At 69.9% G+C, this 25493-nt stretch carries 16 protein-coding genes and 1 CRISPR repeat array; of the genes, 6 read left to right on the top strand and 10 right to left on the bottom strand.

The annotated features are described in order from the left end of the window. Window positions 1-27: 27 nt before the first annotated feature. The 3 genes from ACH0BZ_RS08910 to ACH0BZ_RS08900 form a co-directional block, all read right to left on the bottom strand. Entirely contained in the window at window positions 28-2676 is a 2649-nt protein-coding gene (locus ACH0BZ_RS08910) for a hypothetical protein (protein WP_406897816.1), read from the bottom strand. A 298-nt stretch (window positions 2677-2974) separates the two neighbouring features. Next, the gene (locus ACH0BZ_RS08905; RefSeq protein ID WP_406897814.1) at window positions 2975-4012 is read right to left on the bottom strand and encodes a hypothetical protein; all 1038 of its coding nucleotides are present in this window, start codon (window positions 4010-4012) and stop codon (window positions 2975-2977) included. Window positions 4013-4091: 79 nt separating this feature from the next. Next, a complete protein-coding gene (locus tag ACH0BZ_RS08900) occupies window positions 4092-5723 on the bottom strand; it encodes a hypothetical protein (RefSeq protein WP_406897813.1) in 1632 nt (543 codons plus the stop codon). Between the two features lie 149 nt (window positions 5724-5872). Here ACH0BZ_RS08900 and ACH0BZ_RS08895 point away from each other — a divergent pair, with 149 nt between their 5' ends. Continuing rightward, window positions 5873-7108, top strand: a complete 1236-nt coding sequence (locus tag ACH0BZ_RS08895; RefSeq protein ID WP_406897811.1) for an AAA family ATPase — start codon at window positions 5873-5875, stop codon at window positions 7106-7108. Between the two features lie 46 nt (window positions 7109-7154). Here the strand turns inward: ACH0BZ_RS08895 and ACH0BZ_RS08890 are convergent, their stop codons facing one another. Both ACH0BZ_RS08890 and ACH0BZ_RS08885 read right to left on the bottom strand, forming a co-directional pair. Next, on the bottom strand, window positions 7155-9515 hold the full coding sequence (locus ACH0BZ_RS08890) for an AAA family ATPase (protein ID WP_406897810.1): 2361 nt from the start codon (window positions 9513-9515) through the stop codon (window positions 7155-7157). A gap of 28 nt (window positions 9516-9543) precedes the next feature. Further along, window positions 9544-10878 (bottom strand): hypothetical protein, encoded by a 1335-nt coding sequence (locus tag ACH0BZ_RS08885; protein WP_406897808.1) that lies wholly within the window; start codon window positions 10876-10878, stop codon window positions 9544-9546. 269 nt (window positions 10879-11147) lie between these two features. On the opposite strand from ACH0BZ_RS08885, the gene ACH0BZ_RS08880 reads away from it, so the two are divergent. Next, window positions 11148-11918, top strand: coding sequence for a hypothetical protein (locus ACH0BZ_RS08880; protein WP_406897806.1), 771 nt, complete (start codon window positions 11148-11150; stop codon window positions 11916-11918). A 67-nt stretch (window positions 11919-11985) separates the two neighbouring features. Here the strand turns inward: ACH0BZ_RS08880 and ACH0BZ_RS08875 are convergent, their stop codons facing one another. Next, a complete protein-coding gene (locus ACH0BZ_RS08875; protein ID WP_406897804.1) occupies window positions 11986-12399 on the bottom strand; it encodes a hypothetical protein in 414 nt (137 codons plus the stop codon). 5 nt (window positions 12400-12404) lie between these two features. Continuing rightward, complete coding sequence (locus ACH0BZ_RS08870) at window positions 12405-12740, bottom strand: hypothetical protein (protein ID WP_406897802.1); 336 nt, start codon at window positions 12738-12740, stop codon at window positions 12405-12407. 185 nt (window positions 12741-12925) lie between these two features. Here ACH0BZ_RS08870 and ACH0BZ_RS08865 point away from each other — a divergent pair, with 185 nt between their 5' ends. After that, a complete protein-coding gene (locus tag ACH0BZ_RS08865) occupies window positions 12926-13252 on the top strand; it encodes an ArsR/SmtB family transcription factor (RefSeq protein ID WP_406897800.1) in 327 nt (108 codons plus the stop codon). Between the two features lie 17 nt (window positions 13253-13269). Here the strand turns inward: ACH0BZ_RS08865 and ACH0BZ_RS08860 are convergent, their stop codons facing one another. Further along, window positions 13270-15495, bottom strand: coding sequence for a hypothetical protein (locus ACH0BZ_RS08860; RefSeq protein ID WP_406897798.1), 2226 nt, complete (start codon window positions 15493-15495; stop codon window positions 13270-13272). A 202-nt stretch (window positions 15496-15697) separates the two neighbouring features. Beyond that, window positions 15698-16697: a CRISPR direct-repeat array (repeat unit 25 nt; unit sequence GTCCTCCCCGCACACGCGGGGCTCG). Window positions 16698-17062: 365 nt separating this feature from the next. Between ACH0BZ_RS08860 and ACH0BZ_RS08855 the strand changes: the two genes are divergently transcribed. Together ACH0BZ_RS08855 and ACH0BZ_RS08850 are read left to right on the top strand one after the other, a co-directional pair. Further along, window positions 17063-18466, top strand: a complete 1404-nt coding sequence (locus ACH0BZ_RS08855; protein ID WP_406897797.1) for a hypothetical protein — start codon at window positions 17063-17065, stop codon at window positions 18464-18466. A gap of 187 nt (window positions 18467-18653) precedes the next feature. Continuing rightward, window positions 18654-19595 (top strand): hypothetical protein, encoded by a 942-nt coding sequence (locus ACH0BZ_RS08850; RefSeq protein ID WP_406897796.1) that lies wholly within the window; start codon window positions 18654-18656, stop codon window positions 19593-19595. Here the strand turns inward: ACH0BZ_RS08850 and ACH0BZ_RS08845 are convergent. Next, on the bottom strand, window positions 19592-20689 hold the full coding sequence (locus tag ACH0BZ_RS08845; RefSeq protein ID WP_406897795.1) for a hypothetical protein: 1098 nt from the start codon (window positions 20687-20689) through the stop codon (window positions 19592-19594). The two genes, ACH0BZ_RS08850 and ACH0BZ_RS08845, sit on opposite strands and share 4 nt — an antisense overlap. Window positions 20690-20975: 286 nt before the next feature. Here ACH0BZ_RS08845 and ACH0BZ_RS08840 point away from each other — a divergent pair, with 286 nt between their 5' ends. Further along, window positions 20976-24713 carry a cutinase family protein gene (locus ACH0BZ_RS08840; protein WP_406897793.1) on the top strand — a complete coding sequence of 1246 codons (3738 nt, stop codon included), beginning with the start codon at window positions 20976-20978 and terminating at the stop codon, window positions 24711-24713. Window positions 24714-24785: 72 nt separating this feature from the next. Here the strand turns inward: ACH0BZ_RS08840 and ACH0BZ_RS08835 are convergent, their stop codons facing one another. After that, a complete protein-coding gene (locus tag ACH0BZ_RS08835; protein WP_406897792.1) occupies window positions 24786-25403 on the bottom strand; it encodes a hypothetical protein in 618 nt (205 codons plus the stop codon). Window positions 25404-25493 lie beyond the last annotated feature (90 nt).

Here is a 25493-nt window from a genome sequence, read left to right as displayed (position 1 = left end):
GCGGCGGGGCGGTAGGGGTGGCGACGGTCAGGCGGGGGCGAACTGGCCGGCGTTGCCGGCGCGGCCACGGTGCAGCGCAGCGGCGAACGAGCCGTCCTGAGGGGCGTACATGCGGGTCGGGGCGATGCGCGCAGGGTCGCCGGCGATCGCGTCCAGCGCTGCGTAGCGGGCCGAGGGATCGGAGGAGATCCGGATCCCGTGGGGGATAACCCGCTGTCCGGCGGGAAGCCCCATCGTGGACCGCAAGTGCGACTCCATGGCCCGAGCTCGTGCGGTGTTGCCGCCATCCTTGAGGATCGACGGCGGCAGGTTCAGCACGATACTGCCGTCCGGCTCCGCCCGCACCGAGTACTGCACCCGCTCCTTCTTCATCACTGTGCGGAACCCGCCGCCAGGTACAGGTTCGACGGTGGGGATGAGCTGCGTCTTGGACTGCGACAGCCGCCGGATGCGGTTGACGACCTGCCCGGTGTTTGCGAGATCGACGGCCTTGGAAGCCTTGGGGTTCTGGGCTGGGTCGCGCTTCCACTCGGTCGGCGGGTCGATAGGTTCGCCGGTGGCGACGTCGGTGGCCCGGCTGGGCCACAGGGTCTCCGGCAGGCGAGCGATGCCATGGGTGTCGGCAGCGTCGAGCACGTCGCGCATGGCGCCCACGCGCATCGCCGACATCGTGGAGTAGCTGAGCCGTTCGGGCGGCAGGGATGCGGCGTCGTTGGCCAGACCCTCCTGCTGCAGGCGCAGGGGCTCACCGGCCCGTGTCGCCCGGTAGGCAGGCTGAGCCTCGTACTTGGCTGCGAGGCGGCGGCCAACGGCCACGACATGCGGGCAGCGCCGGTTCTTCTGGTAGGCGGGGCACTGGCACTGCAGGCCTGCGTTCCCGGACTGCCCGTCGATGCCGATAAGTCGGCCACCGGTCTCGGGGTCCTTCCACACGGCGACATGCCCGGAGACATGCCAGTCGTCGTTAGACCCGTTGAACGTGACGGCGGTGTCCCACACGCGGCTCCCGTCCTCGGTCACGGTCATGGCTTCCTGCTTGTCGCCCGACCGCAGTGCGCCGGCGACCTTCTGCTTCGTCTGCGGATCGACGACGTAATGGCTGTTGTCGGTGGTGCCCTTGAGCGACTGGAAGATCGTGGGCGGCTTCATCGGGACGGGTTCTCCGTTCTCCCGCGCTTGCCGGGCCATCGCCTGGTAGGTCAGCACGTTGCGGGTGCGGACCTGGTCAACCTCTTCGGACGGTCCGCCGATGACCGGGCACCGATGGCTGGAGTTGAGCGAAGCCCACCGGCCACAGGTGGGGCACCTGGTTTCCTGGAGCGCTTCGGCCAGGTCCGCGGCGTTCTCGAACTCGTGTCCCTCGACTGTCTTGTTCTTGGAGAGGAATCCCGCGTGAAGAGCCTTGCCGATTGAGGGATGCTCCATCAGCTCGTCGACCTCTTCGGGCCGTGCCCGGAAGTAGCGGGGCGGGTAGGTCTTGCCGGACTTGGCCGGGTGCATCGTCACCCGCAGCAGCCCGTTGTTCGGGTTGTAAGACACCGATTCGACCCAGTTGGACACCTTGGGTTCGCGGGCCTTGAGCTCAGCCAGCGCTGCTTGCCCCTCCTTCTCACACTTGCGGCGCATCTTCTGCACCGCGGCGGCCCCCATCAGCGGCTCCCCCAGGTTCTTCTCGTCCCGTTCGAGGGCGGCGCGGAACTTGGCCACGGTCATCCCCGGGGCCTTGGCGTCGAACACCGCCTGGATCTCCTCCTCGCTGCGGGAGGCCAGCATCTCGCGGCGATCAAGGATGCTCTGGTGCTTATCGAGGATCTGGGACCGCTCGGAAACAGCGTCGAGAGTGTCCGTCAGGTCGGTGTTGGGGCAGGCCTTCTTCTCGTGGCCGAACTGGCCACATGCGGCGCAGCGGATAGCTCCGTCCCCGGGGGGCAAGGTGTAGGTGCCTAGTCGGTGGCTGTCGTCGATGGCCGGCCGCGGCGGGTTGGCCTTGCGGTGCGCAGCGAGCATGGTCTGCGTCTTCTCCTCCATGGCGGCCATCGCGTAGCGGGCCCGGCCAGCCTGCCCGAGGTCTGCTTGATCCTGGGCGCTGACCCCGGAGATCTGCAGGGAGTCGCGGTAGTCGTCGGTGAGGCTGATGTTGGAGAAATTGCCCTTCTCGTTGATCTTTGACAGCCACTCCGCCTCTGCCTCGGCGTACGGCACACCGCGCCGGCGAGCCTGGTTCTCGATGAAGTTGCGCCTGGCCGGGACGAGCCGTTCCATCACTGAGACGATCTTCATCGACGCCACCATGTCGGCGCCGGTGTTCTGCTGCACGCTCTTGAGCGCGCTGCCGTTCTCGTGCTTGCCGGAACGGAGGCGCGCGATCTCCTGGTCGATGCGGGTGATGACGCCGGGGTTGGTCTTGGATTCGCCGTAGCGGCGAGCGTCGCTCATCACGCCTTCGGGTAGCTCCTCGACCCGGGCGCGTAGCTCCGTCCACGCCTTGATCTGCTCGTCCTTCGGCCAGCTGTCGAAGTTGGAGAACTTCTCGTCGGCTGCTTCGACTTCGTGGCGAAGCTGGTGCTGCATCGACTGCAGGTTCGCGTCGTGGTCGACGGGGTGCCCCATCATCCGCTGGAACGACTTGGCCAGTCCGATCATCGCGGACCGCCCCTTGTTTTCTCGACACACCATGGGTCTTGACCCTCCTTGGGGTGGTTTCTCCGATGGCAGTGACGATGCCGGACTACAGACCCCCTGTCAACGATTTCTGTCCAGGTTTCTGTCCACCTGATCATGCAGGCCACGGCGCTGACGGCCCCGCTGGTGCAGGGGGCCTCGCCGGGGCAACAGGGGGCGTCGGCACCACCAGCACCAGTGGTGCCATTGGTGCGACCTCTACAACTGGCAGGTGCAGAAAGCGGGGCGGGCGCCGCCGACGCAGCACCCGCCCCCACTGGGCCACCGATCCGGCGGCGAGACAGCGCAGGAACTACCCCTGACCCACCTGCCGCGCACGCTCGAGGTCCCGGCGGCGCTTCTCCTTCAACCACGGGCGCATCAGCTCCACCGAGTGGTCCACCGGCCGCTCGGTCACCTCCACCAGACCGGCAGCAGCCAGGGACTCTAGGTAGTCGGCAGGGTTCGACGGATCAAGCCAGATCAGGTTCGGCTCCCCCGGCACCCAGAACTCGCTGCCGTCAGCACCGCGCCCCGTCACCACCGACAGCGGCGCCACCGCGCCGGTGAACGGCAGATAGTCGGTGCGCACGCACACCAACGGAACGTCCGCCCGCCACTCGCCGCGGGCGACCAGCTCGTCGGACTCGCGGCCGTCCTCGTCGAAAAACGGCACCATCTCCGGGATACCGAACGGGCGGCGGCCGGCCGCACCATCGGTCGCGCAGGCGGTCAGCTCGTCCCGCTCGTCCCCGTCCAGTTCAGCCCAGCGCCCATCGTCGACCGCCGAGGCGTTGATCTGCCGCTGCAGCAGCAGCCGCATCCCCGTCGCGTGATCGGCCAGCAGCGCAGCCACCCGCACCTGGGCCGTTTCCAGCCGGGCGCGCTGCGCCTGGTACTCGTCGTAGGCCGCCTGCTGCTCCGGGTCGAGCTCGGCGACCGTGGCGAGATCGTCCTCGAGGTCGTCGTCGTCGCCGACGAGCATCAACTCGTCAGCAGACAGAGACCCCTCGGGTGCCGGGTCGAGCCCGAGCCCGTCGATGGCGGCGTGCAGTTCGGCGATCGCCGCCGGGGCCTCTCCACCCACGAGGACCGCGACAGCGTCATCTGCCGAGTCCGCGTAAATGCGGGTGCGGTTATCGCTCAGCGCCGCGGCGTTGACATCTACGAGGTAGGGCCGCCACTGGCCGATCATGGGAAGCACACGACCGTGTGCGGCGCCGATGTCGGACTCGTGCGCATCCTGGGTGACCAGCGGCGGCGCCGCCTGGTCAGGGTCCAGGAAGGGCAGCTCCGCCATCGTGGTGGCGGAGATCGGTGTGACTGCGTCGGTCTGCTCGGGCGAGGTCATCGTGGGTCCTTTCTCGGCTGCTGTGGGGTCACAGTATCGGCGGGGTGTCGGAGGTGTGGTGTATGAGGCGGCGGGCTAGTCACTGGCTGGCCCGCACGGTGTTGAGGAGGACACCCCGGACGGTGTCGGCGAAGAGCCCCGGGGTCACGCCCTGCGCCACGATCGCCTGGTCAGGGACGAGGGCGTCGTTGACACTGCGGGTCAGGCACCACAGCACGGTGGCGCCGCTGGCGACGACGTCGGTGAGCGTGGCCTGGAGCCTGCGGGCTTCCTGTGGGTCGGGGAGACGACCGTCGGTAAGAACGACGAGGAGGCGGGCGCCCCGCCGGCGGATGAGGTCGGCTTCCTCGCATGCGGCCGCCACCGCGTCGGCGTATCCCGTGGACCCGGAGCCGCTGTCGCGCACGTGCGGGACGAGGTGAGGCGCGGAGCCCGCCCGGATCAACTCGAACGCCTCGCCGCCGAACCCCCACACGGCGGCGACGCCACCGAGGTCATGCGCTCCACAAGCGACCGCCCACATCAAAGGGCAGGCCCTGCGCATCCAGGGCGCCATCGAGGCGGAGGTGTCGAGGACGGCTGCCACAACAATGTCCGGTTCATCCTCGACCTCTGGGATGTGCCGGGTCCAGGGCGTCGCGGTGACGGGCGTGCCGCGGTGCTGTTGGGCGGCCATCCGGACGAGCTCGCGAGGGTCGGCCCGCCCGATCGGGGTGCGAGACGGGCGGGCCACCGTGGCGATCTGCCGGGCCTTGGCGACGGCCAACGCCGAGCGTAGGTCCGTGCGCAACGCCAGGTCGTCGTCTGTCGGCGCCAGGTGGCGCAGTGATCGGTGGGCGGGCAGGCCGGTGCCCGCCCCTGCCGCCCCGTGGTCGGGGTCCAGGACGACTGAGCGGCGCTCCGTCTCGTCGCCCAGCTCCTGCCGGAGTTCGGCGACACGGTCCAATGCGTCGGTCTCGATCATCTCCAGGTCGGTGGTGGCGTGTCGGGCCGCCAGCGCCAGCAGGGTCGGCGCACCGGCCCGGTCGCGGTACCCGGGCAGGTGGGTGTCGGTCAGCTCGATCCACCTACGGGCAACCGCCATCAGTGAGGACCGTTGGTCTGGCGAAGCCAGCAGGTGCCGCCAGGCGGACAGGAAATCGCGCATTGCCGACACCCCGAGGTAGTCCACCAGCGGAGCCTTGATCCGTGCCGTCGCCGCGGCGGGCAGGATCAACGCGTCCGTCCGCGGGCAGATGTCGGTGAGCAGATGGAAGGCGACGGCATCGTCGGATCCGGCGACAGGGGCGCGGGCCACCCACGTCGCCGCAGCCGGAAGGAGGTACCGCAGCGCGGGCTGGCGTCGGTTCAGCTGAGCCTCGGCACGGATCTGATCCAGCCGCATCATCGTCTCCGCCAGACGACGGTCGCGCGGGGGCGGCGCTGTGCGCCAGGTCGAGACAACCAGGGGTGCGCACACGGCGGCCACGCGGGCGGCGGCGGCAGGATCCTGCAGCTGGTAGGTCAGCGAGTCCACGCGGGCGCCCTGCACTGCCCGGGACAACCCGGCAGGCTCGGCGTCGATGACAGCGGTGTCACCGTCGAGGTAGGCGGCGGTCGAGCTCTCTGATCGCCCCGGCGGAATGATGCGCACGGCGGCCACCGGACGACCCCAGTCGTGCAGCATCCGCTGCACCGACTCTTCGGTGGTGCGCCACAGAGCCACGCTCACCGCCCCTCTTTCCGCCCGGTCGAGCGGTACGGGACTTGTGTACCAGCCGGTCATGCCGCCGGCAGCTCGCCGACCGGCGCCGGCGGCAGGGGGTGTCGATACGATGCGCACACACGGATGAGGCGAGCGGGGCGAGGTGCGACCGGGCGATGTTGCTGTTTGGGTTCGGGTTCATCCCTGAGGAGGACGAGTTCGACGACGAGGAGCTGGACTCGACGTACATCAACATGGTCACCGCCACAGGGCTGCGCGTCTGGGGGAAGGCGTCCTCCCCCACCTCACGGCAGGAGGTGGGCTCCTCCGATTCGCAGTCGCGGCTGGACGCGCTGGCCTCCATCGCCCGGGAGATCGAGGAGCAGTGTGCTCCCGGAGAAGTCCCACCCCACGTGACCCTGGGAGTGGTCAACGTGGACGACGAACTGGCGGCCGGCCCGAAACCTGCGCAAGGGCTAGCTCGAGCGTTCGCCGACGCTGTGCACGCCGAGAAGACGATGCGCGCCGACCCGGCGACCTTCCTGGACATGCTCGTGCAGCTCACCCCTGACCTGGCCCGCGCGGTCCGCGACGCCTACATCCCGCGCACCCTGGCGGGGCGCAGCGACGTGGAGATCATCCGAACTGTCGCCGAGACCGGACAGCCGATCGCGCTCGGAGGGCCACCGGGAGCCGGCAAGACCACACTGTGCCGGGAAGCGCTCGGCGACAAGCTGATCATCGTGCCGTGCTCCTCGGCCACCACCTGGCCTGACCTGGTCGGGCTGCACCAGCCGGTATCCGGCCCGGAGGGGCCGTTCAAGTGGGTCGATGGCCCGCTGTGGCAGGCCATGGAGCAGGGGCGGCCGCTGTTGCTGGACGATGCCGGCGCGCTGCACCAGGGGGTGCAGACGGCGCTGCACCCGGCGTTGGATGCTCGCCGTTCCATCGACGTGATCGACCGCCCGGGCACGCAGCATCTGCGCGCAGCCGACGGGTTCAGCCTGCTGTTGACCTTCAACCCGGGCAACGGGCCCGGGCTGTCGGAGCCGGTGCGCAACCGCATGGCGTTGATCGTCGACGTGCCGACCGATTTCGCGACTGCCACACAGCTCGAGGTGCCGCCGGCGGTGGTCGATGTGGCCGAAGCGCTGCAACGCAGAGCAGACGCCGACCGGGCCGACGGGATGGACCGGTGGGTGCCGTCGCTGCGTGAGCTGCTGGCGGCCCGCGATCTGGCCGCGGTGGTGGATGTGGAGTTCGCGGCTGAGGCGTTGGTGTCGAAGGCCCCGACATTGGCGGATCGGGAGGAAACGATCGAGATGTTCCGCCGCCGGCTGGGTGAGCAGTTCGCCTCCGGTGGAGCGATGACGTCCGGTGCCGCGCACCGTACGGCCCCGAGCACCTGGTGAACCAGGTGTGGGGTCCGAGCTTTCTCGGGCGCGGACCCCACACCGGCTACCCGGCTTCGGCCAGCGGCTCCTGCGGGCGCGGCTCGCCCTGCAGCATGGTCGCCCCGAGCGGATCGCGGTCCAAGGCGATGGTGCGGGCCGCGAAGTCCAATGCCTCGCTGGTGTGAGAGATCAGCACCACCGACGGGAACAGCTGCCCGAGCGCCGAGATCACCGCCCGGCGCCCCTCCTCGTCGAGGTAGTTGGTCACCTCGTCACCGAGAACCTGGTCGGGTACACCGCCTCGGGTGATCTGCAGCGTGATGCCGAGACGAAACGCGAGCCCGGCCCGGGCCTTCTCTCCACCGGAGAGGGTCTTGGTCTCCACCAGGGTGCCGTCCAGCAGCTCCACGCGCGGCACGAAGTCGGAGTCGAGATGGAACGCGACGTGCTCGCCACCGAACCGGGCCAGCAACTCGGTGGCTGCCGCCGAGATCTGCCCGGTGTACTCGGCCAGCAGCTCCGAGCGCAGCGCCCCGATGGCCTCCGCCGTGCCGGCGGCCACCTCCGCAGCGTCCAGGGCCTCCCGCTTGGCGTCCCACTTGGCTCGCTCGCCCTCGACCCACGTCTGCATCTGCATCAGCGCGACCTGCGCCGACCCGAGAACCTTGTCGGCGCGGGCCGCCTTGTCCACGGCCTCGTCGTAGTCGCTCTGCAGGCGCTGCTGCTCGGCGACCGCCTCGGCCACCTCCGCCGGGTCAGGGGCATCGACGACCTGCTCCTGCGCCACCTGCACCTGCCCGGTGGCGTGGTCGGCCGCCGCGCGGGTCTCGCTGGCGGCCACCAACACCTGCCGCAGCTGCCGCAGCTGGCCGACCTTGGTCTTGGCGGCAGCGTGCGCGGCCAGCCCAGCGTTGAGCAGGGGCTCGCCGGCGAGGTCGTCGTCGGCGGTCCCGTCGAGCGCGGTCACGGCGGCCCGCATGTCCGCGGCTCGCGCAGTGGCGGTGCCCTCCGCGGCGTCCGCGTCCTGCCGGGCGCGCTGGGCGTCCCGGTCGGCGGTGTCGGCCTCGCGAAGAGTGGCCTCGATGTCGCTGATGCGGCGGGAGGCCTGCTGGTGTGCGGCCACGGCGGTGCGCCGGTCGGCGACCGCCTTGTCGGCCCGCGCCTGCACTGCGGCGGCCTCCTCGTCGAACTGGCTGATCAGCGCGTCGAGGTCGGCGACGTTCTGCCGACAGGTCGGGCAGCACGCCGACCCCGTCTCGGCCGACCGCAGCTGCTGCACCGCCTTGGCCAGACGCTCCCCCTCGGCGTTCGCGGCCGCCTGGGCGTTGAGCGCGGACCGCTCGGCGTCGGCAGCCCGATCCCGGGCGGATGCCGCCTCGTCGATCTCGCGGGCGAGAGCGTCGCGGTCGACCTGCTGCACAGACTGCTGCGCGGTCTGCAGCCGGGAGTGGGCCCGGGCTGCGGCGCCCTGGGCGTCCCGGTAGGACACACCGACTCCCACGAGAAGCTGCATCCTCTCCTCGAGGGCCGCGATCTGCTCGTCCAGGTCCCCGGTGTCGGTGCCGTTGGGGCACTGCTCGCGCGCCGCCTGTGCGGCCTCGTCGGCCCGCTGCCGCGCGGATTCGGCGACCGCGCGCGCGGCGACGACCTTGTCCAGGCTGTCGCGCGCGGTCTCGGTGGCGCGGCGCAGCCGGTCGACGGTGGCGCTCGCGTCAGCGAGCAGCGACCGGGCGTGGTCGCGCTTGGTGGTCGCGGTCTCGGCGAGCCGGGCGCACTCCTGGGTTTCCTCCTGCGCCTCGTCGAGGTTGGCCTCGGCCCGCTGCAGCTCCTCCGCGTCGCCGGGCAGCGCCTTGGCGGTGGTGGCGGCCTCGCGGGCGGCCTCGCGGGCCTTCTGCCGGGCGCGGGTCAGCGGAGCCAGCCCGGTGTGGTGCTCCACGAGCGCCTGCACCTCGGTGGGGGTGGCGGTGGCCAGCGTGTCGACCTCGCCCTGGCCGATGAAGTTGGCGCCGCGGAACGAGTCCTTGGGCTGACCGAGGATGCGAGTCATCTCTGCGGTGAGCCGGGTGGGGGTCATGCCGTCGACGGTCTCACCGTTGATGGTGAGCGAGGCGTGGCCAGTCTCCTTGATCTTGCCCTTGGGGCGGGTGCGGGTGAGCCAGCGGGAGGCCTCGATCCGGTCCCCGTTGTGGATGAGAGTGACCGCGCCTCCGCAACGGTCGGACTCGTCGCTGCCCCGTCGGCGAAGGTCCGGCAGGGAACCATTCTGGCCGGTGTCGCCGTACAGCACGAACGGCACCAGCGACAGCAGGGAGGACTTGCCGGAGCCAGGGGCGCCGACCATCGCGATCAGACCGTCGTCGGTCAGGTCGATGGCCATGTCGTCGAGGGAACGGAAGTTGAAGCCGTGCAGGTGGGTGATGCGCATCACGATCTCCGATTGCAGGTGGGGTGGGTTACTCGGTGTCGACGGCCACGTCTGCCAGGACGCGGCGGGTCCGGTCGGCGACGCGGTCACGGATGGAGCCATTCAGCCCGGCCAGCGCGCGAGCCACGGCCCCGTTGCCGTCGGCGCGGCGGGTGAACTCGCCGACGTAGTCGGTCACCCGTGCAGGCCCGGTTTCCCCGGTCTGACGGGACTCTCCGGGTCGGGCAGTCAGGGTGGTCGAGTTGATGTAGGAGACACCGAAGAACGCGGCGTCGCCGGCCAGGTGCGACCACTCGATGGCGGCAGCCCTCAGCGCCGGCTTCTGCGACGGGGACGCTCCACTGATGCGCTGGCGCAAGATCACTCCGCCGTCCCCGGTGAGGGAAGCGGACTCGGGGTCGGTCATCGTCTGGGCGAGCAGCCGGGCCCGCACCTGCTGGTCGATCTCGTCGACCGACAAGGTGGCCGCGTCGATGACCGGAAAGTCGATCTGCGGACGCTGCCACACGTACCGCGGGGTGACCGTCACCCGGCCGTCGTCGGTGAGGGTCACCTGCAGCCACCCACGCCCACAAATGTCGTCTGAGAACCCTCGACTGCACAGGCTGCCGGTCATCCAGACCTGCCCTCTGTCACGCCCATCATCGGGCCCGAAGCCGGGGATTGGGCCGAGGGTGTGGTAGTCCGACAACAGGTAGTGGTCGAAGCCGCGGTCCGCCCACTGTGCGGGGATCACCCGCTCCGCTCCATGGCGCTCGTCGGCGCCGAAGAGCCGGCCGTCGGCGGCGAAGATCCCGTGGGCGAACAGCAGGTTGACCCCGCCCTCCAACGGCTGCGGGTCGATGACAATTCCCCGCTCGGCCAGCGCCGGGTCGAGCCCGTTGTGCGAGACCAGGTGCAGGTACAGCGGCACGTCCGGGTCGGGCTGGTGGATCTCGTAGTAGCCCGGGTGCGGGGTGACCTTGTCAGACTCGGGGCGGGTGGGGTCGGGGAAGACGGTGTAGCTACCCAGGTGGGGGCGGTGCAGCGCGGAGACCGCCGAGCGGTGACGCCCCGAGCCGTTGTCGTGGTTGCCGCCGTTGCCGATACGCCAGATGAACCGGTCGTCAGGAGAGGCGTCCACGCGCAGGTCGTCGACGCGCAGCGCCACGTTGACCGACTCGGGGCTGGGCTCGGAGACGTGGAACAGGTCGCCACCGTCGACGATGCCGTCCACTCCGGCGCCGAGCATGTCCTCGTAGACGAGCTTGTGGGCGGCGTACCCGTCGACTTCCCGCAGGTTCAGCCCTGACGGGTGCATGCGCATGCCGCGCATGCGGTAGCCGAGGTGCTGGCAGCCGAGCACTCCGATCGTGTAGCTCATTGAGACTCCTTCCGGACGGTCGCCGGTTCTGCGGGTTTCTCCGATGAGCACATACTCTCAGCCCATTACGACACCTGTGGCACCCCACAGGTGTGGGTCGCAGGCTGGGCGTTTGTTCGGGAATTATTCGGGTTGGTGCTGCAATATCGGGCGGATCGCTGCTATCGTCAGGCCCATCGGAGAACCACACGCCCACCCCTTCTGCACGAGACGGCTGGAGCAACTGGCTAGGCGGATCGCTGCGGGGGAAGCACAGAAAGGCCGCACCGATGACTGCGCCCACCCGCGTCCAGTCCCCCAACAAGCCCATCCGTAAAGCCCGCATCGCGGCACCCCGCACCGCCTGCGAGGTGAACATGGACCTGTTCGAGCCCTTCGAGTACCGCGACGGCAAACTCACCCCCAAGGAAGTGGACAGGGCGCGCACCGCCATCGCCGCCTGCCAGGCCTGCCCACGCTTCCGGGCCTGCGCTTACGAGACCGCTTGCGTCATCGACGGCACAGCCAACCGTGGCGTCCCACCGGTCGCTGTCGTGCAGGCCGGCGTCCTCTTCGACGACGACAGCAAGCCTTACGGGCACACCGCGAAGACCAAGGAGCCAAAGCAGCCGAACCGCAAAAGGAGCACCGGCAAGACAGCTCCTACGAACGCCCCCGCGCTCGAGCTCGACCTCGGCTTGGACCCTGCGATGTCAGAGGTCGCCGACTACGTCGTCGCTCGGGTCAACGGCACCGAGGTGTCCTGGGTCCCCGACATAGACCTGACACCGCCCCGCATCAACCAGCGCGGTGTGCACTTCGCACTCGGCACACAGGCGCTGGAGCAGACCGTCACCAGGCACCGTCTCAATCAGAAGAAGCGCCCCTTCAACCCCGGCGCCCGCGAGATCCTGGAGGCCCACGACGAGCAAGAGGTCATCCGGCTGGGCGTGGAGCGCGGCATGCCGCTACACCGGTTGGCCGCGAACCTGCGCACCACCTGGCACCGCGTGGACCGTATCTGCGCGAGCTTGGGCATCGACCCGCCGCACACCCGCTGACCCCGGACAGAACACGCCAGACGGCCCCCGCCCCTTCCCCAAGGGCGGGGGCCGTCTGGCGTCTGCCCTAGCCTGCGCCCAGGCCCCGGAACGGGGCGGTCAACGTGGAGACCAGGCGCGTACCGATCGTGTCGGCGTACTCACGCCACACCACCGCGACCATCGCATCGACCAACGCCGCTTTCAGCGGGGTCGGCAAATGCGGCACCGCGTCTCCCCGAGTGGTCTCGTTGAGTAGCCGCATCGTCTGAGGGAACCGTACGGCCGCATCCTGGTACCGCCACCCCGGAGTCGCGGTCAGCCCATCGGCCAGGACCGCAGCCGCTGCGGAGCGGGCCGGCAGTGTCTGCTCGCACTCGCGTTGCAGCCCGGCGAGCTCGCCAGCGTCGAGGGAGCGCACCGCCTCCAGGAGGCCGGTCAGTCGTGCAGCCTTTTCCCTGTCGAGATCCGGCTCGCAGCGGACCTCATCGGCAGGGGGCACCCGGCTCAGGAGTCGGCGTTGGGATGAGCGGCGGCCACAGCCCGCTGAATGTCGCTCAACGTGCTGTCGGCCCGCTCGAGAGCGGCCAGCGCGGTCTCTCTCTCGTCCGACTCCGACAGCGCCGTCACCATCTCACGCAGCCGCGGCAGCTCCTGCTGGGCGCTCTCGAGCTGATCCTGCGTGACCTGCGACCGCAGCAGCGCTGACAGCTCCTTCACGCCGTCCTTGACGCGCGACTCATGGGCCTTCACCGCGGCCGAGAACACCTTCGTGTCGCACGCCTCCTGCAGCTGATCCTTCTCATCATCGTCGAGCTGGAGGACGAAATTGAACTTCGGCATGGGTGCCCTTTCTGGTCGATGAGCCGCCGCGACGGAGCGGCGATCGGAGGCTTACGGGCCACACTCTAAGGCCGGGTCATGCCGCCTCGATTGTCGCGAGAACCGGCAGGGCCGGCGGAACCGGAGTTGGTGACATGACCGCTGCAATAGGGGGCGCCAGCACGAGTCGGCGATACGATGCGCGCGTGGCTACGACGACGACGCTGACACCCCTCCTCACGGACGGTGCCGCGCTGGACAGCGACCTGATCGAGAAGTCCTGCACCGTCCTTGGCTTGCTGTCCAACCCGGCCCGACTGCGGCTGGCGGTGGCGATGTACCGACACCCGAACAGCACTGTCACCCAGCTCGCCGAGGACGTCGACCTGTCTCCCGACCGTGTCTCGGCCCTGCTGCGGCCAATGCGGCACGCGCGACTGGTCAGCTACGTCGTCACCGGACGGTCAGCGAACTACCGGATCACCGACGAGCTCGCCAGGTCGATCGTCGTCACCTGCCTCGCAACCCGTTAAGGCCCGGGCCTCGCCGACTAGAACGGGGGCGGGTCATCGTCGAAGTCTGAGCTGGCCCACGCAGACGGGGCCGAACCGGCCGGTGCCGAACCGGCCGGTGCCGCCCCGGCCGCGCGGCCACGCCCAACAGCCACACTGCGCACCGCATCTGCGTTCGCTCGACCATCGGCCTTCTGCCGCGCCGCTACGTGACGGGCCATCGCCGCATCATCGAACCCTGGGCGGCCGGGAAGACTGCGCAGTGGGCCGCCGGTGTCCCCGTCGGGAAGCAGGTGAGAGAACTGCCGGCGTAGGTCGGTGATCCAGGCCTGGTTCGCCGCCAACCACCTGTCGGGGTCGGTGAACGCCTCGACGAACACCGGGTGCGAGCCAAAGCTGAGCCCGGTGATGGCGCCGCCGACGAGCATCCACGGGTAGCGGCCCGTCGCGGCCGGCGGCGGCGATGACCGGTACAGCTCCAAGTGCGAGTCCGGGACGCGGTTGCCCAACCGTGCCAGCTCGGCAGCATCCAACAGGCCATAGCCGACGGCCAGGCGGGTGATCTGCTTCCAGATTTCGTCCTGCAGCCCGGTGGCGGTCTGCAGGATCGACCAGAAGCCGATACCGAACTTGCGGACCTCCCGGTGCATCCGCGCCAGCTGATTCGACAGCGCGATCCTTGCCTCGGACGAGCTCCGTGGATCGACCGGGCCGCCCCACCGGTGCGCCTCGTCAATGTCTACCTGCACGTTCAGCGGGGTGCCGCGGGAGAACTCCTGCTGCCCGACCAGCTCGAGCGTGGTCAGCAGTTGGCGGATGATGCGGGCCTTTACGTCATCGGAGTCCAGCAGCCGTAGCGCCGCCCCCACCGCGTCGTCATCGCCGTCGCCGTCGCTGCTGACCCGGATACGCGACAGGTCGGCGCTCAGATCCAGGATCAGCCAGGGGGCGGGCTCACCCGGCTTGGGCGACATCACCTCCCGCATCAGCCCCCAGGCGTCGCGCCGCTTGTCCTCCGGGTCGAGCTCAGCCTCGCGGGCGCCGGCGGCGATCTTCGCCGCCCCCGACGGCGAGTACGGCGACCACAGGGAGTGCAGCGCCGCGAACGGAGCGAGGAGGCGGGCGAACGTGCGCTCGCCGTCCTCGTCCAGCGCCCCGGCGGGCAGCTTGTCGAGCAGAGCGGGGTCGATGGGTTCGCCATCCGGCCCCACGGGGATGCCCTCGCTGTTGGTGCGGCGCAGCCGGATCGTGCGCCGCACCCGATCCTGCTGCTCGCGTCCGGCGTAGATCGTGCCCGCGGGCAGGATGTCGTCGAGGTAGCCCAACAGGTACCGCATCAGCACGTCCGGTGCCGCGAGCGTCCAGTCCCCGGTCTGGCAGGCGGCGTTGACGGCCGCGGTGTCCCGCAGGGCGGATTCCAGGGCCGCGCGGGCGGCCGCCACCTGGTCGTCGGCGCCGGCACCGAACGCGAGATTGCGGAACCACCCGGCCTCGGCCAGCAGCAGCAGGAACAGCGGCGCGTCCTTGCGTAGCCGCAGCGATTGGGAGAGCCGAGCAACGGTGACGCGGCGGCCACAGGCGGCCGCGAGACCTTGCAGGGAGAACGGCAATCCGAACTCACTTGCGAATTGGCCTTGCGGGTCCAGAACCAGGTGCCCCTTGTCGGTCCACCGCAGGTCGGCGGCCAGCATATACGAATGAAAATTCGACTTGCCGGAGCCAGTGGCGCCGAGAGAACAACCATGCACACTCCCCTGGGGCCCCGAGAAATCCGGCAGGGTGAACGGCACCAGCACATCCGACCCCCGCAGAGGCCCGATGTACGCCGGCGTGTGCGCGTCGGCCATCAACTCGTCGGCCATGGCCTGGTCGAGGACCCGCACCGGGGTGCCCGTCGCCGGCGACGTCGACAAGGTGGACCCGTATCGGGCCCACCGCCCGTCCCCGCCGTCGCGGAACACCGCCTCCACCTTCACCTTCACCGAGCGGGTGTCCGTGTCGTTGCCGGCCCGCTCGAGTGATTGCCCGCGGGCGATGTGCGAGGCCAACGGCGAGGTCGGCGCAAGGTCAGGGTTCACCGTCTGCACCGCGGTCACCGTGCCCAGCCCCAACTCCGCGGAGCCGTCGGTGTACTCGTTGCGCAAGGTCACCATCGACCCGAGCAGCGGGGAGCCGTAGGCGGAGCGCTGCAGATTGAGCACCACCGAGGTGCAGTCCGAGGGTGAGCCGACCACGGCGATGGGATCAGCGGGGGAACCGGTCACAGGGAGCTCCTTCACGGGTGGGTGTCGGCGCGACACTATCGCCGGCCCCCGACACCTGTGGCGCCCGCGAAGCCCACCACGCCCACGCACCAGCCGAGGACACGCCGGGCCCACCACCCGGTAGCGTGAACAGCACCCACGAGTTCTTTGCCAACTGAATGAGAACCCGCCGACCCGACCGCGTCCAGGCTGGTCAACAAGCGTCATCCCCGCACACGCGGGGCTCAACCCAGCAGAGCGTGGACGTGCAGGTGCCAGCCGTGGTCATCCCCGCACACGCGGGGCTCAACCGCAGCGCGAGGTGATCGCGGACGCGCTCGGTGCGATCCCCGCACACGCGGGGCTCAACCGTAGGCCGCCTTCGGCTCCATCTCGGCGTTGGCGTCATCCCCGCACACGCGGGGCTCAACCCCCGTCTTCCCTGGTCACAAGCTCGTGGGCCTGGTCCTCCCCGCACACGCGGGGCTCGCCCGGACACTGCGGCTACGTCGGCTGTGCCGAGGGGGTCCTCCCCGCACACGCGGGGCTCGCCCTCCCGTGGCGGCGATAAACGCGGCGTCGGTGTCGTCCTCCCCGCACACGCGGGGCTCGCCCCCCGTCCGCGTACGCCAGCAGGTAGTCCGGGATGTCCTCCCCGCACACGCGGGGCTCGACCCTATGGGCGCCTCGTCGAAGAACTCAAGGACAGGTCCTCCCCGCACACGCGGGGCTCGCCCCACACGAAGCGCAAGCACGACACGCCGCACCGTGTCCTCCCCGCACACGCGGGGCTCAACCCAATCACCGCAAGAAGAGCAATGAGAACGCCGAGTCCTCCCCGCACACGCGGGGCTCGCCCCTGAAGATCGACCGCCAGAGAGTCTGGTGGCGTAGTCCTCCCCGCACACGCGGGGCTCGACCGGCCGGTCCTCCGATGATCGACTTGCCGCGTGCGTCCTCCCCGCACACGCGGGGCTCGCCCTTCCACGTACCAACGACTGAACGGAGAAGGAATGTCCTCCCCGCACACGCGGGGCTCGCCCGCTGCTGCTGCAGACCGCGGTCGTGAAGCGGCTGTCCTCCCCGCACACGCGGGGCTCGACCCAATGGCGCTACCATCCCATCAGCGCCCAGTCGTCCTCCCTGCACACGCGGGGCTCGCCCGTGGCCACCCCAGGCGTGGACGGGTCCGGTGTCCGTCCTCCCCGCACACGCGGGGCAGTTTCTGGCGGACATGCGACCATGGATTGGTGGCAGTGGCATCCCTGCAATTGCGGGGCTTGGCCGATTGCGTCGCTGGTGGCGCAGGTGGGCAGTGCCCGTCCTCGCACAGTGCGGGGCTCGACCCGACTGGGGTAAACGCGATGACATCCCTGCATGCCAGTGGGGCTTGGTTGTCCTCCGGTAAGGAGTGCGCCTGCGGCGGCGCGTCGCTCGTCAGGGTATGAGCGGCGCGGAGAGAACGGGCCGTGGACTGCGCAGTGGCCGGGGGCTCGTTGTTGTCGCGTGTCGTTAGCACGTTCCTCCTATAGGATTTGCGGTAATCGGAGAAAACACGGCCCACATGTGGGTCAGGGAGGGGCATCCCGTGAGTGCCATCAAGAAGAAGGCTTTCGCGGTCAGCGCGCTGACGCTCGGCGGTATCGCCGGGGCCACCGGAACGGCATATGCCGCACAAGGTGGTGTGAGCACAGAGCTCCCCGACAAGGCTCGGGCGTCCGCCACCGAGTCGCCGCGCGGCGGCGGACAGGGCGGTGTCGCCACAGAGACCCCTTCCACCCCGGCGCGGAAGGCGGCCAAGCCTGCCCCGACTATCGCCCAAGCGGAGCAGCCGCGCGCCACCAACGCCACCGCGAGTGGCCCGGCACAGACTCCTCGCGCGACCTCCGGCGGCGGCCAGGGAGGTATCACCACCGAGGTTCCCTCCGACCGCAAGTCGGAGCGTTCCACGACCCCCACCAAGTCAGCCACTGCCCCTGAGCGCCCGTCTTCGGCGCCGGCGACGGCGTCGACGCCGCAGTCCCCGGCGACCACCACGGGCACCACCGGCGGGGCCACGGCCCGTCAGGCGTCGAACGTGACCCCCACGCAGCAGACGCAGACCACCGCCGCCCAGACGAACACCACCACCGGCGGGGCCACGGCCCGTCAGGCGTCGAACGTGACCCCCACGCAGCAGACGCAGACCACCGCTGCCCAGGCCCAGCAGAACGTCTCCGGCCAGCAGGGCGCTACGCAGGAGACGAAGCAGTACGCCGACACGACCACCGCGGCGGAAACCGATGCTGGAGCCGGGGAGGCGGCCGCGACGGGCGCCGACGATGCCGCCCCTTCGGGGCAGGGCGGCGTCCTCACCGAGATGCCCGGTGCGGAACCCGACCAGGCGGAGGCCGACACTGCGGGCGGCGCCGGCGGTGACGCCCCTGCTGACGCTGTGGACAGCGACGAGGTGGCCGACGATGCCGCTGGGGACTACACCAAGCGTGTCGAGGCGGCCAGCCAGACCCCGACCTCGGGCAGCTTCGATGCGGCCAGCCCAGCCGATCCGAACGGCGTGGTGTCTACGTACGTCGAGACCCGCCAGGCCGACACCGGCGGCACGAGCGGGGTCGAGGTAGGGGCGGCTACGCCGAATGTGTCCACGGGAACGGCCGTCGAGTACAGCGGCACCTCCTCGCATGTCAGCAACACGACGGTCGGCGGCGGGGAGCAGGCCACTGCGGCGCAGACCTGGGATGTCTCCAACGGCAACTACAACGCCACCTGGTCGACCTCCGGTGGTGTGTCGGGGACCGGCGGGTTTTCGGCTACGAACACTCAGACCGCGCCGAACGTCGGCACCGCAGCTGTGGACGGCCAGTGGTCCTCCCCCGCCGGCGGTGTGACCGCCACCGTCACCGGTGGCGCGAACCTGCACAGCTTTGGTGTGCATGACGCTACCGGGTCGGTGGATGTCCAGACTCCGTTCGGAAGCATGCAGTTCCAGTTCTGACCGCAGCGCCGCGTGGCCCCCGGGGACTCCTCGGGGGCCACCGTCATTTCTTCGGAGGAAGCGGCGGCATGCCCGGCGCTTAGGGTGGACGCACCATCAGCGATCACCTCCGATTGCCGGTCCCGGCAACGAGGAGTACCCGCGAGGAAAGGGGACAGACGACGCCTTCACGGCCCGTCTACCAACCATGGCTGAGCATGACGACTGGGACGACGACTGGGACGAGGACGACCAGGACGTAGAGCCGTACGTCCCGAACGGAGACGCTTCGGCGCCGACCGCGCCCGACGGTGAGAGCACCACGGTGCCCGCCTCGTCGGGTCCAATCCCGCCGGCGTACAGCGACGAGCCCGACCACGAGCACGACGACTACATGATCGCCGCCCCTCCGGTCGAGGAGTTCGCTGAGCGGCCCACGGTGGCCCGCTCCCGAAACCGGCCGACTCGAGCCCGCGCGGTCACCCAGAGCGGCGAGAGCACCGACCTGGACCCCATGGCTACGCCGGAGCCGGAGCCGGAGCCGGGCCGCCGGCGCGGCTGCCTGGTAGCCGGCTTGGTCCTCCTGCTCGTCTCGGCGATCCTGGCCGTCATGGCCTGGGCGCTCGTGACGATGGGGCCGCTGTCGGGCCTGCTCGGTGAAGAGGACGAGGATCTGGCATTGCCTCCCGCGTCTACCTCATCGGCCCCTCCCATGAGCTCGTCGACCACGACCGCGGAGACCAGCCCCCGTACCGCCTCCCAGGCCGCCGATGAGGAGTGCTCCGACGCCCCGCGTGGCACGACAGCAGGGAATGGGCCCGGGTCACGAGACAGCGGCCCGGAGGTGATCCTCGCGTTCGACCACGCCTACTACGTCGACCGCAACGGCACCAAGGCGCGCGGATATATGTCCGACGAGATCACCGGCACCACCGCCGAGACACTGCAGGAAGCGATCGACGCACTTCCCCCGGAGACGTCGCACTGCCTCAAGATCAAGCCGAAGCCGGAGGAACAGGACGTCTACCTCGTGGAGCTCATCGTGTTCCGCGGATCCGGAGACGACATCGTCAAGGACGTCGACGAGCAGACCATCTACGTCGAGAAGAAGGACGACAAGTACACCATCGTCGGCATCATCAACGACTAGCTGCGGAACCTCGAGACCGCGCTGGGGTGATGAGCCATCAACGCGGCCTGCGCTTGACCGACGAGCCGCGCGAGCAGCCCCCGGACCTCGGACTTGGCGGCCTGGTCGACCACGTATTGCTGGTACGGCTCGATAACCCGGGTCCCGGTCAACCCGGCGCACGCCTGGGCAGCCCGCTGGCCGGCCAATGCGGCGACCTCGTCCATGCCTGCCTGCGCAGGGGTGGTGAACTCGATCTTGACCGCCCGGCCGATCGACGCGCCGGCCGGGACGGCGTACGTCACCCACGGGCGCACCAGGTCGCGCCAGTCGGCCAGCAGGTCGTCGAGCAGATGTGCCCACGCCGTCGCCCGCCGGTGCCCGCACCGTGGCGGCCTGGCCGAAACCCGCAATGCCTCCACCCCGTGTCGCGGAACCAGGAACTGGCCGGCAGGCACCACGGCAGCGGCCACCGCGCGGTCCCGCCGCCGCGAGAGCCATGACCTGGTCGGCTCCCGTAGCTCCTCAACGGCGGCCCACTCGGTGCAGTAGGTGCTGGCCGTGTCCTGCTTGGGCAACGCGGCCACCGTGCCCTGGGTGGCGTAGTCGATGTAGCCGTCGATGATGGCCGCGGCGTCCACTGCGTCCAGCAGGTCGCACAGGGCCGTAGCGGTGTCCGCGTCGGCGGACTGCACCCCGGTGGCCACGGAGAGCAGGGGGGTGACCAGGCCACCGTCCATCCACGCCGGGGTGTCGTTGTCGAACAGTTCCACCGCGACCGACATCTCGCAGAGCGCCATCACGGCCGAGCGCACCTGGTCCAGGGCCGAGGAGACGGGCACGACCATCGTTTTGCGCCGCACGAGCATCGACGAGCTGTCCGTGGCCACGGCGGCGATCCACGCCAGCGTGTCGGTCTGCTCCGCGGCGACCGCGCCGTCCACGCACACCATTGCCGACCCGGTCTCGGGTAGAGGCGGCAGGTCCGTCAGCAGCCCGGCCTGACGCAAGTAGGAGGTCAGGTCCGTGTACGCGGCGGCGCTGTCGGTGACGCCGAGCAAGCCTTCGGCGGCAGCGATGGTGGCGGCGATGTCCACTACCGAGTCATCGGTCATGCGGCTCACACTAGAACCGCTCCCCGACACCTGTGTGGTGGCGGTGCCAGTGGCGGCATCTATGCAGGCAACACCTCATTTTTGGGTCGGGAGGCGACATGAGGTTCTGCTACCGTAATGGGCACATCGGAGAAAACCATTCGGCATGCCACCAGATTGTCCCGGTGCGTGCCGATGCACAGCACCAAAGGGGACCGCCATGGTTCGTCCAACCGCGTCTCGACCGTCGCGGATCCGCGTAGTTGCTCAGTCCATCGGGGCTCTGTCGGCCACCGCTGTACTCGCCGTGGGCCTCGCCGCGCCGGCAAGTGCCCAGGACGCGGGGACACAGCAGCTGCCGGACCTCCAAAAGATCCTCAACCCAGGCGGCGGCGAGGGGGGCCTGCCTTCCATCCCTGGATCGCCGAACCTGCCCGACATGCCCGGACTTGGCCAGACTGGCGGTGGAGAGCGGGCGGTCGCCGAAGGCATCAAGACCGCCGCTGACCCGTTCGTCCCCGAAGGCGGGTTCCGCGAACAGATGACGAAAGCCCCGTCCAACGGGGTCGAGGAATCCACCAACCCCACGTGCGCGCCCAACGTGTTCATCGGCGTGCCCGGCACCTTCGAGATCAACCGCGACGACGACCCGGACCAGCCGGTCGGCCTCCTCGGTGGGTTCGTCGAGCCGTTGAAGGCGGCCCTCGGCGGGCAGCTGTCGGCGACCTTCATCAACTATGACGCCGACGCCGGCGTCAACGGCACGGCTTACCAGCGGTCCATCGACAGCGGCGTCAAGAAGACCCTCGCGACCGTCATCGACGTCGCTGACCGGTGCGACGGCGCGCAGATCTTCATCGCCGGGTTCTCCCAGGGCGCGGAGATCGCCGGTGACGTGGCGACAGAGATTGGACAGAAGCGCACCCCGGTGGACCCGGGGCGTGTGGGCGGTGTCGTCCTGTTCTCGGATCCGAAGCGGGACGAGAACGCGAACCTGATCGTCGGTACCGCGCAGTCTCAGCCCCTCCTGCCGCAGATCATCACCGGCGCCATCGACGAAGCCTTGAAGGACCCGAGCTTGGCGCAGCTGCGTAGCGCTATCGACCCCATCAACGACCTGTCTCGCGCGTTCGGCGGCGGAGACATCCTGCCCGGCGCACTGGGGGCCCGGCAGCAGGGCCCGACCGCGCAGAGTGGAAAAGCCACGACCGGTGACACCAGCACCGGCGGCACCGGCGGTGGCCTGCCCGAAGTCAGCGGCGGCACGAGGGGCGGCGGCACGAGCGGCGGTGGCCTGCCGAGTTTCGACGACGGAGCCACCGGAGGGGGTGGAGCCACCGGAGGGGGGCTTCCGGAGATCGGCGGCGGCGGGTTGCCGCAAACCGGCGGCGGCGGGTTGCCGCAAACCGGCGGCGGCCTACCGGAGATCGGTGGCGCCAACTACGAAGCCGACGGCACGCTCAACATCAACAACGGCCTGTACATGCTGCCCTACGGGGCGTCCGGCCCGTCCGTGGTCTACGGCGACTACAAGCGGCCCGCCGGCGGCGGCCCCGGCATCATCCTCGTCAACGACGAAGACACCGCACCCGCGGCCACTATCAGCGGGCAGCAGATCCTGGACAGCCTGGGCTCCGACCTGATGGGCCCCAACGCCGAAGCCTTCGCGAAGGCGTTCCGCAACGGCCTGTGCAACGACGCCGACTTCGTGTCCTGCCTGTCCACCTACCTCGAGGACGGCAGAAAGCTCGACATCGACGGCGCGAAGAAGCAGCTGATCGTCACCGAAGACGACAAGCAGCAGCAGATGATCGAGGAGCGGGAAGACGGGGCGTTCCACCTCGTCGGCGACGAAGGGGACAACCGCTACGCGGCGAACCTGGTGACCGCTGACGGTGAACCCGCCGATCTAGAAGCACTAGCCGAGATGTGCCTTGGCCGCGGCTCCGCCGAAGAGTGCGGCGGCTCCCATCTGCCCGCCGGCCTCGAAGAAGCCACCGGCGAGAACCGGCCCGAAGATGCGACCGCTCTGGTCGTGGTGCCCGACGACGTCACGACAGGCTGCGAGACCAGCCCCCGTAAGGAGGACTGCAGCAACGGCGTCACCCGCATCGAGATCAAGTCCGTCACCGCGGTTCCGGCCGATGACGCTCTCCGCTCATTCTGGGAGACCCCAGAAAACGCGTCGGCCCTCAAAGTGATGCAGGCCTACACGCACGCCCTGCCCGGGCAGGTAGCCGCGGCGCAACAGGCAATCGCGGACGACACCACCGACCTGTCGGTCCCGGAAGGCATCACCTACCTGGTCAACCCGGCCACCGCCGAGACCAAGGAGCTGGCCGTCGGCGAGGATGAAGGGGACCGCCCCGGCACCGTCGCGGTCGCGGCCGACGGCACCGAGAACAGCATCGGCGCCGAGGAAGCCCGCTCCCTGCTGTCGCAGGGCTGGCGCCTGGGCCGCAGCGACGAAGACGAGCGGACACGCCCCCGCGCTGTGGAAGCGCTCTACGGCATCGGCGGGTGCGACGACATGACCCTGCAGGACTGCATCGCCGCGTACGCCAAGGATTCCGGCCAGATCGAGTCCGCCGTCTCGACGGGCTCGTTGGTGGCGCAGGCGGCACGAGCGGAAGCGCCCGCCCCTGCGGGCGAGGACGTTCCTGCGGGCCAGGCCGCGAACGCCGAGGACATCACGGCGGCCCGCGAAAAGCTGCCCGCCGCGTTCGCCGAGGAGTGCTTGACCAAGACGTTCGAGGAGTGCGTCAACGGCGCCCCGTCACGGGATGTGCCGTCACTCCCGCCGGTCACCGCCGGACAGGATGACGCCAGCGATGCTCCACGCCAGAGCGGCCCGGCGCCGACCTCGACGACGACCAGCTCCTCCCCCAAGAGCTCGCAGACGCCGACGCCCTCGTCCTCGGCGCCCGCCCAGGGTGGCGGCGATGACAACGGCGACGTGGACCGCACCACGGACAGCCAGAGCGAGACGCGCGACTACACCTCCACGCCTGACACCACTGCTCCAGAAGCGGGGCAGGCCACGTCTGAGGGACGCGCCGCAGGAAGTGCCCCCAGCACCTCCACCGCCGCCGAGGCCGGCGGGGCGCCCAGCACCTCCACGGCCGCGGACGCCGGAGGGGCGCCGAGCACATCGACTCAGGCCCAAGCCGGGCAGGACCCCTCGACGCCGGCGACGACGACGGCCACCAGCCCGAAGAATGAGGACGCCCAGTCGGGTTCTGCGCCCAGCAAGGAGCTGGTGGACGTGGAAGCCATCACGATGCAGGCGGTCTCCGGTGGCGGCCTGTCCGGTAAGCGGGAAGCCGACTTCGGCGAGCTGACCGGCCGTGTGGCCTCCCCGTGCGTGCCGGGCGACATCGTGTGCTCGCTGCCGGAGGACTCGCAGTTGGCGCGGTCGCTGGTGCAGCTCGGTAAGAACATTGCGGTCAACGTCAACGATCTGGACAGCGCTGAGGGCGCCACACGGATGGGCGGCATGCTCGCCGTCCAGGCGGTTGACACCGTGCTGCAGGTGACCGGGCTGCCCGAGCTCAAGCTGAGCCCGGAGACCATCATGGCGATCATCAACCTGGTGGCCGGTGTCGGGCTGATCCACATGGGTGATGTGCCGTCGGGTACGGCACTGATCTCCTCGACGATCACGCAGCTGCCGACCGCGATCCCGGAGGTCATCGAGCAGCTGCAGGACATCCCGGAGATCATCGCCGGACTGCCTGAGGCCGGAGAGAACGCGGCGAAGAACCTGGGCCTGGTCACTGACCGGGTCGGTGGCGCGTTCGACAACGCCGGGCTCGGCAACCCGACGAACCTGGCGAACCTGCCGGCGATGCTGCCCGGTCTGGTCCAGGCGCTGGTGCAGGACAACACGGGCCTGATGGAGATCGCCACGAACCCGATGTACTACACCTCGGGTCAGAAGCATCAGGCGTTCGACACCCTGCAGGTCGCTGGCGACACCAACGCCATCCAGTGGCACCAGCGGTGGCTGACCAAGCTCGGAGAGGAACTGACCGCGCGCCAGTAACCGCGCGGCGGGTGCACGACGAAGCGGCGGGTCCTCCTCGAGAAGGGCCCGCCGCTTCGTTGTTGGGGGCGGTCAGCGGCCGAGCGCGGCTGCGGTGATCGCCTCGGAGATCGCTGCCGTGGCCTGCTCGCGCAGCGGACTGTCACCGACCGTGCGCAGGGCGCCGAGCATGTCCACCAGGGCGTGCGGGTCGGACTCGGCGGCCACCTCACGCAGGTCGACCAGATGGACGCCGTCGGCGACGTCCACGGAACCGTCCGGGTTGATCACCGCGAGCCCAACTCCCGACGCGGAGGCCTGCTGCTCGGCGGGGCGACGCTTGTCGGGTGCCGGCTTGGTGTCGGCGGCCTTGGAGGCGGGCTTGCTGTCGGCCGGAGGGTCTGTCTCGGGGGCCGTCTCATCCGTTTCCGGTGTGGTCGGCTCGGCTTCCTTCTGCGTCTGCGGCGCCGAGTTCTCGGCAGGGGTGTCGCTCTCTGGACCGGTGGTTTGGGGCGCAGCACCGGAGGAGCCCTGGGGGGTGGTCTCGGAGGCGTCGGGTCCCGCGGTGGCATCGTCGGTGACGATGCTCAGCTGGGCGTCGTCCTCGGCCGGCGGCGCCGTGGTGGCGCCGGGGGCGGCCACCGAGTTGTTGCGCTGCTGGCGCATGCGCGGCTTGTTGGGTCGGGCGAATCCACTGGCGGTGGCGGTCATGGTTCCTCCTGGGGGTCGGTCAGGTGTGGCCTCACCGTAGGACCGGGGTACGACAGCTGTGGTGTCGCGCCGGCCAGAGGCCATGCGGCA

The organism is Dietzia sp. 179-F 9C3 NHS, assembly GCF_045369825.1.
Taxonomy (GTDB): domain Bacteria; phylum Actinomycetota; class Actinomycetes; order Mycobacteriales; family Mycobacteriaceae; genus Dietzia.
Note: the sequence above shows the minus strand (reverse complement) of the source record. Positions and strands in the feature narration are given on the sequence as shown.

What these genes read in the sequence shown, in the direction of transcription:
- ACH0BZ_RS08910 (WP_406897816.1), bottom strand. Translation starts at nt 2,676, where the DNA reads ATGGTGTGTCGAGAAAACAAGGGGCGGTCCGCGATGATCGGACTGGCC.
- ACH0BZ_RS08905 (WP_406897814.1), bottom strand. Translation starts at nt 4,012, where the DNA reads ATGACCTCGCCCGAGCAGACCGACGCAGTCACACCGATCTCCGCCACC.
- ACH0BZ_RS08895 (WP_406897811.1), top strand. Translation starts at nt 5,873, where the DNA reads ATGTTGCTGTTTGGGTTCGGGTTCATCCCTGAGGAGGACGAGTTCGAC.
- ACH0BZ_RS08890 (WP_406897810.1), bottom strand. Translation starts at nt 9,515, where the DNA reads ATGCGCATCACCCACCTGCACGGCTTCAACTTCCGTTCCCTCGACGAC.
- ACH0BZ_RS08885 (WP_406897808.1), bottom strand. Translation starts at nt 10,878, where the DNA reads ATGAGCTACACGATCGGAGTGCTCGGCTGCCAGCACCTCGGCTACCGC.
- ACH0BZ_RS08880 (WP_406897806.1), top strand. Translation starts at nt 11,148, where the DNA reads ATGACTGCGCCCACCCGCGTCCAGTCCCCCAACAAGCCCATCCGTAAA.
- ACH0BZ_RS08870 (WP_406897802.1), bottom strand. Translation starts at nt 12,740, where the DNA reads ATGCCGAAGTTCAATTTCGTCCTCCAGCTCGACGATGATGAGAAGGAT.
- ACH0BZ_RS08850 (WP_406897796.1), top strand. Translation starts at nt 18,654, where the DNA reads ATGGCTGAGCATGACGACTGGGACGACGACTGGGACGAGGACGACCAG.
- ACH0BZ_RS08845 (WP_406897795.1), bottom strand. Translation starts at nt 20,689, where the DNA reads ATGACCGATGACTCGGTAGTGGACATCGCCGCCACCATCGCTGCCGCC.
- ACH0BZ_RS08835 (WP_406897792.1), bottom strand. Translation starts at nt 25,403, where the DNA reads ATGACCGCCACCGCCAGTGGATTCGCCCGACCCAACAAGCCGCGCATG.